The following is a 12,863-nucleotide window of genomic DNA, read 5'->3' as shown; positions in this document are numbered from 1 at the left end:
TTCTCAAAATGGCTTCGCGATCATCAGCCAGAGAATCAGCATTGTCGCGCCGAAGCCTGGGAAGCCGAACGCGAACCAGCGGCGGAACAGGATGAAGTAGCGCTCCGGCAGCGCGCTGCACTGTTCGGCGGCCTTGCGCGCGAGATCGCGCATTTCGATCTGCATGAAGATGACGGGAACCCAGAACAGGCCGGCAAAGACGTAGAGCGCGAGCGAGGCCAGCAGCCAGCGCTCGGTGATCGGCGTCGCCGACAGCATCATCAGCAGGCCGCCCGTAAGCGGCTGGAGCATCACGGCCGACAGCGTGAAGAGCGCGTCCGCGATCACCACCACCGAAGCGGTGCGCGCGATAAACGCGGCGTCATTCGTGCGATGTGCCATCAGCATGAAGAAGGCGATGCCTGTTCCGGTGCCGAGAATGACAACGGCACCGAGCACATGGAAAAATTTGACCAGGAAATAGAACGTCATGGTTTCTTGGTCGCCACAGGCTTTGGCGGGTTCAGGGCGCGCGCGAGCTCGCTGCTTGCAGCATTGACCCCCGCGTCAAGCTCGATCATCCAGTGGCCCTCGCTGCCGACGGCCGGCAGCGTGCGGAAATCGACCTTGCCGCCGCTGCCGCGAAACGCGTCCGCCAATTTTTGCGAAAAATCCGGTGCGAAGTAGCTGTCATTGACCGCAACCAGCCAGGTGACCGGAATCCGCGCGCTCTTGCCGAATTCAGCTGCCGCTGCGAACAACATATGAGGCGCGCAGAACCGGTTCGGCTCATCATTGGCATGGCCGCCGCGCCCGGGCGCAAACGCGATGATCGCGCCGATGGTCCTCGGATCGGCATTGGCCAGCGCCAGCGCACCCCAGGCACCGGCGGAATGGCCGATCACGACCGCTCCATCCTTGCGAATAGAATCCTGCTTTCGCAGGAATTCCAGCGCGCGCGAAATTTGGTCCGCCGTTGCGCGGCCGGCGCGCGCGTAATCCGCTTCGTCACAGCCGCCCTGGTCCTCGACATAGCGGCCGCCCGTCGCGCCATGGCCGAGCCGCTGGGGCACCAGCACGGCAAATCCTCGCACGACGAGAAAGGCTGCTAGCGCGCGGTATTCCGGCTGCGGCATTTGCGCGCGACGCAACACGTTCTGCGTCGAGGCGTGCGCGATGATTGCAAGCCGGAACGGACCGGGGCCTGCGGGGCGAAACAACAGCGCGTGCGCGGCAATACCGGTATCCGATGAGGGCACACGCCATTCCTGCCGGCGAAACGGTTCGCCTTCCTCGCCCCGCGCGCCGAACGTGACCTGAGCACACACCGGCGCCGCGGTCAGCATGGCCAGCACAGGCAGGAGAGCGAGGGCGTTGAAGAGCCGCATGAATTGCCAAAGGCGAACACGGACAGCGAGGGACCACACTAGTAGGAACGAATCATCCTGGGCGGACTTTCTGCGCTGCCATTGCCGTTCATTCGTTGTCGCAAAACAGTTTTGCACCGACGTATTGGCAGTACGACGCCGTTCGAACTGGCGTCTTGTCTTTTTTCGGTACAACATGGCCAAAATACTGATGCACAAAGTCCACAGGTTAACCGATAATTAACGATAGGTCTTGCCGCCGGCGCGGCGACTTGGTTTGATTGCGTCCATGAGCACAACCCTGATCGAGGTCCGGCCGGCCAAGGCTGCAGATGCATCTGCGGTGGCGTCCACCCATGACGAAGCCTGGCGTTCGGCCTATCAGGGCATCATTCCCGGCGCCGAGTTGGAGAAGCTGATCAACCGCCGCGGCCCGCAATGGTGGGATAGCGCGATCCGCAAGGGCAGCCGCGTCAGCGTGCTGGTGTTCGGCGACAAGATCGCAGGCTATGCAAACTACGGCCGCAACCGCGCCCGCAGCCTGCATTTCGACGGCGAGATCTACGAGCTCTATCTGCGCCCCGAATTCCAGGGCCTCGGCTTCGGCCGCCGCCTGTTCACCGCGGCCCGCCGCGATCTGATGCAGAGCGGCCTGAAGAGCATGGTGGTGTGGGCGCTCTCGGACAACGATCCCGCCACCGAGTTCTATCGTGCCCTCGGCGGCCGCATGGTGGCGCGCTCATCAGAGCGGTTCGGGCCGAAGGCGCTCGATAAGGTTGCCTTCGCCTGGACCAATTGAGCTGCTGAAAGCTGAGCTGGTAGCCTTTCCCTCCGCCGATACCGCCAGCCTTTTCCGCCGGTGATCGCCGGATTCATTATTTCACAAAAACGCGATGGATCGGCGGGCCAAGCCCGCGTATGACAGCGCCAAAATCGCTGCCGGGCGCGATTTAACCTCGGCAACAACGGAGCCTTGAATGCGTATCGATGCGGTCTCGATCGGGAAAAACGTCCCCCACGATGTCAACGTCATCATCGAAGTCCCCGTTGGCGGCGAACCGATCAAATACGAGATGGACAAGGAGGCCGGCACGCTGGTTGTCGACCGCTTCCTCTACACGCCGATGCGTTACCCCGGCAATTACGGCTTCATCCCGCATACGCTATCGGACGACGGCGATCCCTGCGACGTGCTGATCATCAACACTCGCGCCATCATCCCCGGCGCCGTCATGAGCGTGCGCCCGGTCGGCGTGCTGTTCATGGAAGACGAGGCTGGCGGCGACGAGAAGATCCTGGCGGTGCCGTCGTCGAAGCTGACGCAGCGCTACGACAAGGTAAAGTCGTATTCCGACCTCCCCGACATCACCCTGCAGCAGATCCAGCACTTCTTCGAGCACTACAAGGATCTCGAGAAGGGCAAATGGGTCAAGATTTTGCGTTGGGGCGGCCCGGAAGACGCGCACAAGCTGATCCTCGAAGGCATCGAGCGCGAGAAGAAGAAGAGGGGCTGAAGCATCCCTGTCCCGGACGCGGCGCGGCATGAAATGACGCGACGCTGAGCCGGGACCCATGGTGCCACTTGCACTGGGCCCCGGCTCAGCAACGCACCGCTAAAGAAGCGCTGCGCTGCGTCCGGGGCACGAGAGCCCGACCTACACCGCCGGCTTCGGCAGCCCCGCGATCGCACAGGCGGCGCGCAGCGTGTTCACCAAAAGGCACGCTACCGTCATCTGGCCGACGCCACCGGGCACCGGCGTCACCGCACCGGCCACGGCCAGCGCTTCCTGATAGGCGATGTCACCGACCAGGCGGGTCTTGCCGTCGTCCTTCGGGATGCGGTTGATGCCGACGTCGATCACGGTTGCGCCCGGCTTCAGCCAGTCACCACGGACCATCTCAGGCTTGCCGACCGCGGCATAGACGAGGTCGGCGCGCTTCACCAGACCGGGCAAGTCGCGCGAGCGCGAATGCGCGATCGTCACCGTGGCGTTCTCGTTCAGCAGCAATTGCACCAGCGGACGGCCGACCAGATTGGAGCGGCCGATGACGATGGCGTTCATGCCTTCGAGCGAGGCGTGTACGCTCTTGGTCAGGATGATGCAGCCGAGCGGCGTGCAGGGCGATAGAGCCTCGAAGCCGCCAGCGAGCCGGCCCGCATTGTTCGGATGCAGGCCGTCGACGTCCTTGGCGGGATCGATGGCGTTGATCACGGCCTCGGTGTTCAGGCCCTTCGGCAGCGGCAGCTGCACCAGAATGCCGTGCACGGCGGGATCGCGATTGAGCTTTCCGATGAGCGCCAGGAGATCCGCTTGCGAGACATCGGCCGGCAGCTTGTGCTCGAACGAGGCCATGCCGGCGCCTTGCGTCTGCGTGTGCTTGGAGCGGACATAAACCTCGCTCGCGGGGTCATTGCCGACCAGCACCACGGCGAGACCCGGCACCAGATTGTGCTCGCGCCTGACGCGGGCGACCTCGTCGGCAACGCGCGCGCGGAGTTCCGCGGCAATGATTTTTCCATCGATGATTTTTGCGGTCATGTCAGTTCTTTCAGTCTTTCGATTGGGCCGAGGCGAGCTTGCGCAGCGCTTCGCCAAGCCGCGCCGGATCGCCGTCGATCGCGATCTGCTTCAGCCGCGAGGTGGCTCCGGATAGCAGCTTGACGCTGGCCGTGGGCACGCCAAGCGATTTCGCCAGCAGCACCAGAACGGCCTTGTTGGCCTCGCCGCCATCGGCGATCGCACGCACCCGCACCTTGAGCACGCTGCGGCCGTCGGCCAATTGCTCGATCCCGTTGATGTCGTCGCGGCCGCCGCGCGGCGTTACCCGCAGCGCGATGCTGATCCCAGCGGCCGAGTAGCGCCAAGGCTCCCTAGAGGCTTCTCTTGCAACCAAGGCGCTCCCGCCTGCTCAGATCACGTTCGGGTAGATGTAGTACAGGATCACCCGCTCGATAAACATGATGAGCAGGATCAGGATAATCGGCGAGATATCGAGGCCGCCGAGACTGGGCAGCAGATTGCGAATCGGCGCCAGCACCGGTTCGGTGATCCGGTACAGGAACTCCGCCACCGCCGACACGAACTGGTTGCGGGTGTTCACGACGTTGAAGGCGATCAGCCAGGACAGGATCGCGGAGGCGATCAGCAGCCAGACGTAGAGGTCGAGCACGATGATGACGATGTCGAGAACGGCACGCATGGCTTTTGCAGACTCTGGCTTTTGAAAACTCTGGCTTCGGTCGGGACTGACGCCGTTGCTAGATATCGGTTCCCCCCGCCCCAAACAAGGGAAGTCGGCGTCCGGAGGGCTAAAACCGGGTTACACCCGTCCTTGACTTGACCTTGGCGGGGACTTAAATGGCGCCCGGTTGTCGGCCGTGTTCACCAGAGCGGCCAGCAAAGGGGCCATAGCTCAGCTGGGAGAGCGCGTCGTTCGCAATGACGAGGTCGGCGGTTCGATCCCGCCTGGCTCCACCAGCCTTCGCTCGCTTCGCGAGCTACGGCTAGGCAAGCCCTCGCGTAGCGAAGGCTGTCCCGCCCGCCATAGCCCGAAGGGCGACGGCGGACCTTCACCATAAATCTTCTACTTCCCCGTAAATCGCGGCGGCCGCTTCTCCATGAAGCTCGCCACCCCCTCGCGGAAGTCACTCCCGTTCAGCGCCACCAGCATCTCGCGATTGGCTTCGATCGTGGCTTCGGCCAGCGTCTGGAACGGCACCTCGTAAAGCTGCCGCTTGATCACCGCCATCGCACTCGGCGAGACGAAATCGGCGAGGTCGCGCGCATAGGCATAGGTTTCCTCGCGCAGCTTCTCGGGCGAGCACAGCCGGTTCACCAATCCGATCCGCAGTGCCTCATCGCTCGAAACACGCCGCGCCGACAGCAAGAGATCCATCGCGTTGGCATGGCCGACGATGCGCGGCAGCATCCAGGAGATTCCATGTTCGGCGATAAGCCCGCGCCGCGCGAAGGCTGTCGTGAACACCGTGTTATCAGCGGCAAAGCGCAGGTCGCAATAGAGCGCGTGGACGAGGCCGATACCCGCCGTCGCACCGTTGAGCATGGCGATGACGGGCTTTCCGATCGACGGATAGAAGCCGTAGCGCGTCTGCCAGTCCGGGCGCCGGTTCATGTCGAACGGCGGCAGGTTCGATGCGCGCCTGACATCGTTGGGATCGAGCCCCTTCAATGCATCCATGTCGGCGCCGGCGCAGAAGGCGCGGCCCGCGCCTGTCAGCACGATGACGCGGACGTTCTCGTCGGCGCTGGATGCTTCCATCGCGTGGCGTACGTCGCGCTCCATGGTCGGCGTCCACGCATTCATGCGGTCGGGGCGATTGAGCGTGATGGTGGCGATCTTGTCGCTCACCTCATAGAGAATGTGTTCGTAGGCCATCGCGCTCTCCCGTTGTTTGCCGGCGCGTTCGCGCGCTCGTTGGCGGCGAGCCTAGCATATTCAGGGATCAGGCAAGGACTTCGTGCGTGTGCGCGATCACTCGGCGGCTTGCGCCAGCACCGGCCGGCGCGCCAGCCAGCCGCCGATGAAATGATCGAGCCAAGCGCGTTCGGCGGCATCGTACACGGCGCGGTCCGCGAAATGGTGATGCCGCTCGCGCGCACCGGGCGCGCTGAGGCCCTCGTAGCCGCGCGTGGTCCAGCAATGCATCATCGCGTAGGTCACGTCGGGATGGAACTGCACGCCGAAGGCATTGCCGGTGCGAAACGCCTGGATCGGAAAATCATCGCCTTCCGCCAGCAGTTCGGCACCGCGCGGCAACTGAAAGCCCTCGCGGTGCCAGTGATAGACCCGCTCGGGCCAGTCCGGGCAGAGCGCGCGGCCCGCCGCGGTCGGTCGGATCGGGTAGTAACCGATCTGAGTCAGCGCATCCGCGTGCGGCGCGACGCGTGCCCCAAGCTGCATCGCGAGCATCTGCGCGCCGAGGCAGATGCCGAGGAATGGCCGCTGTTCGCGGAGCGGAATTTCGATCCAGTCGATCTCGCGGCGGATGTAATCGTCGGGATCGTTGGCGCTCATCGGGCCGCCGAAGACCACGGCGCCGGCATGTCGGTCGAGTGTTTCAGGGAGGGGATCGCCGAAGCGGGGCCGACGGATGTCGAGGCGGTGGCCGAGCGTGCGCAGGGCATTGCCGACGCGGCCGGGTGTCGAGGATTCCTGGTGCAGGACGATCAGAACCGGCAACCGGGCTTCCGAGGCAGCGGCGCCCGGCGCCCTCTTTCGGAAGGGCACCAGTTCTGCGCCACCAAACCTGTCCGTCCGGAACGACATGGCCTTTGCGAGTGCTATCGGTTCAGCTCGCCAGCATAGCTAAGCGAAGGTTAACATCGTGTGAGTTCGCGCACACACGCCCCGAAACTCACGCCAGATGTCGAAGCAAGCTCCGGGCCACTACGGATGTTGGGAGTTTTCTTCAGTGCCGCTGCCGCTGAAACCGGCTGGTGGCGAACAGGATGAAGCCGCGCGGCAAGAAACGCAGCGCGAACGGCACGATCTTGGTGCCGAGGCCGGGCAGCACTGCCCGCTTGTTGGCCATCAGGCCGCGATAGGCTTCACGTGCAACCTCGGCGGCAGAGACATTGAGGAGGGCGGTGTCATGTCCGGAGCCGACGCCGGCGCGCGCCTGGAATTCGGTGGGCACCGGACCCGGGCAAAGCACAGTGACGCGAACGCCGCGCGGTGCGAGCTCCGCCCGCAAGGCTTCGGTGAGGGAAATCACGTAGGCCTTGGACGCGTAATAGACGGCCATGCCCGGGCCGGGCAGGAAGCCGGCGACCGATCCGACATTGAGCAGACCGCCCTTATTCCGGATGAGCTGATCGGCAAAGCGCAGCGACAGGTCGGTCAGCGCCCGGACGTTGACGTCGACGATGCCGACCTGCTCGTCGCGGTCGCGCTCGACGGCATCGCCGAACACGCCGAAGCCGGCATTGTTGACGAGATGATCGAGCTCGACGCCTTCAGCCGCAAGCGCCGCGGCGATCCTGTCGCCGGCGTCCGTTTCCTGAAGATCGCAGGCAATCACGATCGGCTTCTTGCCGCACTTGGACGAAAGCTCGTTCGCGAGCGCCTCCAGCCGGTCAGCCCGGCGCGCCGTCAATGCGAGGCGGTGTCCGTTGGCGGCAAACACGCGCGCCAGCTCCGTGCCTATCCCCGCCGAGGCACCGGTGATCAACGTTACCCGCTCAGTCACGATCCAAGTCTCTTGATCAACGTCTCTTGATCCATGTCTGTTGATTGAAGTGTTTTGGCCCCGCAATGGTGGAACGAGAGCATAGGCCGCGCGCGACATGCAAGCGGCGGTGGCAGCATGGCTGCTTGAACGGGCGACGGGGCCGCAGGAAAGCCGCGGAATTTGCAGGTGAATTCGCCGCCGGCGCGGCCGCGATGACATTAAAGTTTCGTCATGTGCTCGATAAAACGGGCAAGCCGCCGGAGCTGAAACGGCTCAGCGGCCGAGGGCGTCGTCCCTGACCTGACCACCATTCCGGCCACCGGCATGCTCGGCAACGGCATGCTTCAGGTCGATCCGGTCGCGCTGGGAGATGCCGAGCAGGTCGGAGGCGCGCCAGACCACGTTGTCCTCGAACTCGGTGACCTCGCCATCGGCATAGACCAGCTCCCACATCATCCGGACGATGCGCTTGCGGGCTTCTTCATCGAGCGAGCGCATGATGACGCTGGTGAAATGATAGAGATCGACCGCCTCGCCCTCGACCTGAGTGGCATCCGCGATCAGACGATCGGCGGTGCCGCGATCCAATCCAAAATGGCTTTCGATCAGGCTGTGCAGCTTGCGCTGCTCGGCCGCCGTCGGCGCACCATCCAGCGAGACCACGTGGACCAGCAACGCGGTCGCCGCCAGCCGATAGTCGCTCTCGTCGAATGCGCGATTCTGGTCATGCGGGGCGACAATGTCGGCGATGAATTGGCGCAGGCCGTCGAGCATATGGGGTCCTACCGAAATCGATGAAGCCGCGAGACGCGCGGTGGCTACCAGCATTATATGGGCGCGAAACTCAACCGGCGCAACGTGCGTCAGTTCCGCGCGCTGCATTACGTTTCGGCAATCTGGGCGCTGTTGTCGACGTGCAAGTGCCAACCAAGCCCCCGGCTGTCGTCCCCGCCTAGTGCGCAATTGCGCACGGGCGCGGGGACGACAGCGGAAATCCTTCACGGAATCTCGTACACCACCATTTTGTCGGCGATGCCGCGCAGCGCGGCCTGTTTCTGGATCGGTCTGATCTCGCGCTGCTGGAGGATTTCGGCGACCGCGGGCGCATCCAGCACCGGCCCGGTGATGTGGATCTCCTGCGCGGTCGACAGGCTCTGCACGCGCGCGGCGATGTTGACGGTCTGGCCGAAATAATCCTGCCGCTCGTTGAGCATGACCGCGAGGCACGGGCCTTCATGGATGCCGATCTTGAGAACGAGATCGTTGGCGCCACGCTGCTTGTTCAATTCATCCATGGCTGCGCGCATGCGTAGTCCCGCGGTGATTGCGTGCTCAGGTTTGATGAAGGTCGCCATGACGGCATCGCCGATCGTCTTCACAACCGCACCCTTCTCGGCGGCAATGATCTCCAGCAGCGCGCGAAAGTGCGCGCGGACGAGGTCAAAGGCACTGAGATCGCCGACCCGCTCGTACAGCGCCGTCGACCCCTTCAGATCGGTGAAGAGGAAGGTCAGCGACGTGATCTTCAATCGCTGGTCGACATTGAGATTGTCGGCCTTGAAGACATCGCGGAATGTCTGATTGGACAACATCCGCTTGGCGGTCAGGATCGGCTTGCGCTTGCCGATCATCTCATGCAGCGCGTCGGCGGCAATCCAGACCGAGGGCAGTACGCGATTGTCTGATTGATTCTCGAGCGTGAGGCGCAGCGGCCCGGGACGCATCACCGTGGTTCCCGTGGGCGCCTCCAGCTTGTTGAACATGATCGAAAGCTGCTGCCGTTCGCTGGTCGGCTCGCCCTGAACGTCCAGGAAATGAGCAGAATGGGTGACAGGCTCGAAGATGATGATGAACTGGCCGGGCAGGTTCAGCGAGAGGATCGCCTTTTCGCCGGCAGGCAATTCGAGTGCTTCGAGCGTCACTTCGTTGATCAGGCGCGCAAACGATTCCTCGTTGATGTCGACGCCGGAGCTCCAGAACATCTGCCGCACATACTCCCAGATCGGCAGCGTGTCGGGATCGTGAGCCCCGATGCGGCGGACTCGCGGACTGACGGTGAAAGCGACCTCGACCATCTCGTCGACGGACGCCTCGTATCCAGCTGCACAGAGTGCGCAATTGTAATCCTCGTGCTTCAGCGATTTCAACGTCGCATGCGCACCCAAGACTCCGCCGCAGCCGGGACACAGCACGTTCCAGCTCATGTCGAACAGGCCGAGCCGCGAGGCGTGCAGGAATCCGGAAATGACCTTCTCCTGATCGAGCCCGGTACGGTCGGCAAAATCCAGCGCATTGATGCGGTTGAGATCGCGATCATGACCATGGGCGATCAGCTGCGCGATGGCCTCGACGACGGCCGAATCGGCGGTCTGCTTCAGAACGGATAACTGGGCCTGGATGTCGCTCATGACAGGACTCTGCTGGTTGAATCGCGCCATCGACCAGGCGAGCGCCTGTCACCGACGCGTGATGCGGAACATAGGTGAGTGGTCCGGCTGGGTCGTGACGACACCATGCGGGATCACGGGAATGCGGTCGGCCAATTCGACGCGGAACGCACCGATCAGGCGCGCCAGCGCCAGCACGGATTCGGCCTGCGCGAACGGCGCGCCGATGCAGACGCGCGGCCCCGCGCCGAACGGCAGATAGGCGAAGCGGTCGGGCGGCTCCTTCGACATGAAGCGCTTGGGGATGAACGCGTTCGGCTGATCCCACAGCTTCTCGTGCCGGTGTAAGAGCCACGGTGCGATCATGATGATGTCACCCTTGGCGATCTCGACGCCGGCGGCATTGTCCTTCTCGCGCGCGGCCCGCGCGATCAGGAAGGCGGGCGGATAGAGCCGCATGGTCTCATCGATCACGGCACGGGTGAATTTCTGGCGATCGATGTCGGCCATGCTGTCGAGATGCTCGCCGCTTGTCTCGGACGCCACCTCCTCCTGGGTCTCCGGATCGAGCGCGAGCAGATAGAGTGCCCAGAACAGCGCGGTCGCGGTGGTTTCGTGCCCGGCGAGGATCATGGTTGCGACTTCGTCGACGAGCTGCTCGTCGGAAAAGCCCTTGCCGGTCTCGGGATCGCGCGCCTCGTCCATGAGATCGAACAGGTCGCGCGGCGGCGCGCCGTCCTTCTTGCCGACCTTGCGCCGCTCGGCGATCAGCATCGCGACGAATTCGGTCCAGCGCTTGCGGAATCGCGCTCGCGCAAAATCCATCGGGCTCGGCCAGGATACGGGCAGCACCATATCGAGAAAATACGGCCGTCCCAATCGCGCGGCATATTCCATGATGAAGTTGCGCAAGGTCGTGCCATGCCGATCCATGCCGAACGAGAACATGGTGCGCCCGGCGATCTCGAGCGTCATGCGCTGCATGATCTCGCGCAGATCGACCGGGTTGCCTGTTTGCGCATCTAGCTTCGCAATGGTCTCGTCGAGTACGGCCGTCATGTGCGGAACGAGGTTTGCGGTCGCGCGCGGCGTGAAGGCCGGTGCCAGCGTGCGGCGCTGAAACGTCCAGGAATGCCCTTCCGCAATCAGGAGGCCGTCCCCGAGCACCGGACGCAGCATGCGGATGCCGGCCGGCGTGCGCGAATAATTCTCGTAGTTGCTGAGCAGGACATGCCGGATCGCATCCGGCTGGTTCAGAATAAAGCTGTCGCGGAGGAAAAAGCGGCCCTTGATGACCTCTTCCTCATAGGCGCGCTGCCCCCAGGTTGCGATCATGTTGTGCCGGATCACGGCAAGCCGGCCAAAGAACGACATGTCGTCGGGCGCACGCGGCGGTGCCGGAGGGATGATGGGCCGACGCACGCTGGCGATATTCATGGCTCCCTCCCGAGAGGTGACGCAGGCAAATAGCTAGTAAGTCAATTCGGCAACCGCAATCCTGTTCTCGGCGGCCGGCCAGGCGCGGGCCACAATCCGCTCTTCGCCGAACTGAGCCACGATGTTACGCCCGATTTCGCTGGCCGGAAGGCGCAGTGTTGCTGTCGAATCCGTAGGCACGCCCGGCTTGACGTCGGCTGGCTCCTTGCCGTCGAGCAGCACCACATCCCGCGGCAGGCCGAAATAGCCGCGCGGTCGCGACATGATGAGGACCGCACCGGCGTCCTTGTCTGCCGGTCCGAGCGGGCGCGCGGGGCGCAAATGGACGAGGTCGGACGAGCGCGGGAATGGCGAGCGATAGATGTGCGTCGTCGGCGCGTCCGGCGACGTCAGCACGAATTCGAGCGACCAGGAAGGATCGACCTGCACCGGTCCCCAGCGTCCGTCGGCGCCGGTCTTGGCGCTGTGCACCGCGCCGCCATTGCGCTCACCGGTATCAGGGTCGACGCGGAATATTTCGACGGTTGCACCCGCGACCGGACGATTGGTCGGCACGCCGCCGGGCGTGCCCGTGACGAGGCCGCCCAGCCTGACGCTCTGCTCCGGCACGATCGCGATCCGGACGGGCTCACGGCCGGCGATGAATTTGTAGATCTCGCGGAAGGCGCGCGGGTGAAACGCCAGTTCGCGATGGTCGAGCGCGCCGAGCACGAGATTGGTGGCGCCCTTCAGCTCTGGGCCTTCTGCGGTGATGCCGGTCGGCATGCCGGGCTTGCCGATGAAACGGCCGTCGGGTTGTGCATATTTGTCCATGCCGTCGCTGCGCAAGGTGAGGAAGGCAACGCCCGGTGTCACCTCGCTCTCGCCCTCGTTCAGGCCGCGCAGGAACGCGCCGCGACCGTTGAACTCGCTGTTGGGCTGATCGTCGGTTGCGAACACGCCGTGATTGGGCGTGCCGCACAAGACGGCATGGCTGACATCGCCGGCCCCGCCGTTCTTGATGACGTTGCGGATCGCATAGCCGCCGCGCGAGCTGCCGACCAGCGCCACGCGAGGTGCTCCGGTGCGGCGTTTCAATTCCGCGATGGCAGCAGCGAGCTCGCGGCGCTGATCCTCGGTCGAGGAGCGGTTCGCCTCCTCGACCTTGTCGTCCGTCCTGGCAAGAGGATCGGTGAAATTGATCGCCATCATGCGATCTCGTGCGATGGCGTTGGATTCCATCCGCCACAGGGTCGTGATCCAGAGCGCGTCGTAATCGCCATTGCCGTGGACGAACAGGATCGGCGGCACCTCGCCATCCGGCGCCGCCTGGGCCAGCGCGCCCTTCCGCAAGCTCGCAACGGCGAAAGGCAGGCTGCCCGCCCCCTGCAAGATCATCCGTCGCGACAGCTTCATCTGTTCCTCCCGGCGAAACCTTAGGTCTTTGCACCGCTTATACCGGCCTAAGCACTGGACAGCGAAGGACTTTCGCGGGCATCACTGACCTTTGCCGGAATCGCC

At 64.0% G+C, this 12,863-nt stretch carries 14 protein-coding genes and 1 tRNA gene; 3 read left to right on the top strand and 12 right to left on the bottom strand.

Annotated features, from left to right (window positions below; all coding sequences use genetic code 11):
* Positions 1–3 precede the first annotated feature (3 nt).
* Entirely contained in the window at positions 4–471 is a 468-nt protein-coding gene (locus tag JJB99_RS01995; RefSeq protein ID WP_200497149.1) for a DUF2269 family protein, read from the bottom strand.
* On the bottom strand, positions 468–1,367 hold the full coding sequence (locus JJB99_RS01990) for a dienelactone hydrolase family protein (RefSeq protein WP_200500014.1): 900 nt from the start codon (positions 1,365–1,367) through the stop codon (positions 468–470). The genes JJB99_RS01995 and JJB99_RS01990 overlap by 4 nt, the downstream gene beginning before the upstream one ends.
* A gap of 268 nt (positions 1,368–1,635) precedes the next feature.
* Between JJB99_RS01990 and JJB99_RS01985 the strand changes: the two genes are divergently transcribed.
* A complete protein-coding gene (locus JJB99_RS01985) occupies positions 1,636–2,145 on the top strand; it encodes a GNAT family N-acetyltransferase (RefSeq protein WP_200497148.1) in 510 nt (169 codons plus the stop codon).
* Between the two features lie 178 nt (positions 2,146–2,323).
* The gene (gene ppa, locus JJB99_RS01980; RefSeq protein ID WP_200497147.1) at positions 2,324–2,860 is read left to right on the top strand and encodes an inorganic diphosphatase; all 537 of its coding nucleotides are present in this window, start codon (positions 2,324–2,326) and stop codon (positions 2,858–2,860) included.
* A gap of 141 nt (positions 2,861–3,001) precedes the next feature.
* Here the strand turns inward: ppa and folD are convergent, their stop codons facing one another.
* From folD to JJB99_RS01965, 3 genes are read right to left on the bottom strand one after another with little or no spacing between them, the layout of a single operon-like run.
* Entirely contained in the window at positions 3,002–3,886 is an 885-nt protein-coding gene (gene folD, locus JJB99_RS01975; RefSeq protein WP_200497146.1) for a bifunctional methylenetetrahydrofolate dehydrogenase/methenyltetrahydrofolate cyclohydrolase FolD, read from the bottom strand.
* 10 nt (positions 3,887–3,896) lie between these two features.
* A complete protein-coding gene (locus JJB99_RS01970) occupies positions 3,897–4,241 on the bottom strand; it encodes a DUF167 domain-containing protein (protein ID WP_200497145.1) in 345 nt (114 codons plus the stop codon).
* A gap of 15 nt (positions 4,242–4,256) precedes the next feature.
* Positions 4,257–4,547 (bottom strand): YggT family protein, encoded by a 291-nt coding sequence (locus JJB99_RS01965; protein ID WP_097660567.1) that lies wholly within the window; start codon positions 4,545–4,547, stop codon positions 4,257–4,259.
* A 202-nt stretch (positions 4,548–4,749) separates the two neighbouring features.
* Here JJB99_RS01965 and JJB99_RS01960 point away from each other — a divergent pair.
* Positions 4,750–4,825 (top strand) — tRNA-Ala (locus JJB99_RS01960).
* A 106-nt stretch (positions 4,826–4,931) separates the two neighbouring features.
* Here JJB99_RS01960 and JJB99_RS01955 read toward each other — a convergent pair.
* From JJB99_RS01955 to JJB99_RS01925, 7 genes are all read right to left on the bottom strand, one after another.
* Positions 4,932–5,744, bottom strand: a complete 813-nt coding sequence (locus JJB99_RS01955; RefSeq protein WP_200497144.1) for an enoyl-CoA hydratase — start codon at positions 5,742–5,744, stop codon at positions 4,932–4,934.
* Positions 5,745–5,840: 96 nt separating this feature from the next.
* Positions 5,841–6,635, bottom strand: coding sequence for a glutamine amidotransferase (locus JJB99_RS01950; protein ID WP_200497143.1), 795 nt, complete (start codon positions 6,633–6,635; stop codon positions 5,841–5,843).
* Positions 6,636–6,777: 142 nt separating this feature from the next.
* Positions 6,778–7,557, bottom strand: a complete 780-nt coding sequence (locus JJB99_RS01945; protein ID WP_200497142.1) for an SDR family NAD(P)-dependent oxidoreductase — start codon at positions 7,555–7,557, stop codon at positions 6,778–6,780.
* 255 nt (positions 7,558–7,812) lie between these two features.
* Positions 7,813–8,313 (bottom strand): TerB family tellurite resistance protein, encoded by a 501-nt coding sequence (locus tag JJB99_RS01940; RefSeq protein ID WP_200497141.1) that lies wholly within the window; start codon positions 8,311–8,313, stop codon positions 7,813–7,815.
* A 224-nt stretch (positions 8,314–8,537) separates the two neighbouring features.
* Positions 8,538–9,947: an adenylate/guanylate cyclase domain-containing protein gene (locus JJB99_RS01935; protein WP_200497140.1), complete on the bottom strand. Its 1,410-nt coding sequence runs from the start codon at positions 9,945–9,947 to the stop codon at positions 8,538–8,540.
* 48 nt (positions 9,948–9,995) lie between these two features.
* Complete coding sequence (locus JJB99_RS01930; RefSeq protein ID WP_200497139.1) at positions 9,996–11,363, bottom strand: cytochrome P450; 1,368 nt, start codon at positions 11,361–11,363, stop codon at positions 9,996–9,998.
* A gap of 33 nt (positions 11,364–11,396) precedes the next feature.
* Positions 11,397–12,758 (bottom strand): hydrolase, encoded by a 1,362-nt coding sequence (locus tag JJB99_RS01925; RefSeq protein ID WP_200497138.1) that lies wholly within the window; start codon positions 12,756–12,758, stop codon positions 11,397–11,399.
* Between the last annotated feature and the right edge of the window lie 105 nt (positions 12,759–12,863).

Source organism: Bradyrhizobium diazoefficiens (assembly GCF_016616235.1).
GTDB lineage: Bacteria > Pseudomonadota > Alphaproteobacteria > Rhizobiales > Xanthobacteraceae > Bradyrhizobium > Bradyrhizobium diazoefficiens_H.
The sequence above is the reverse complement of the archived record's forward strand: the minus strand, read 5'-3'. Positions and strand labels throughout refer to the sequence as shown.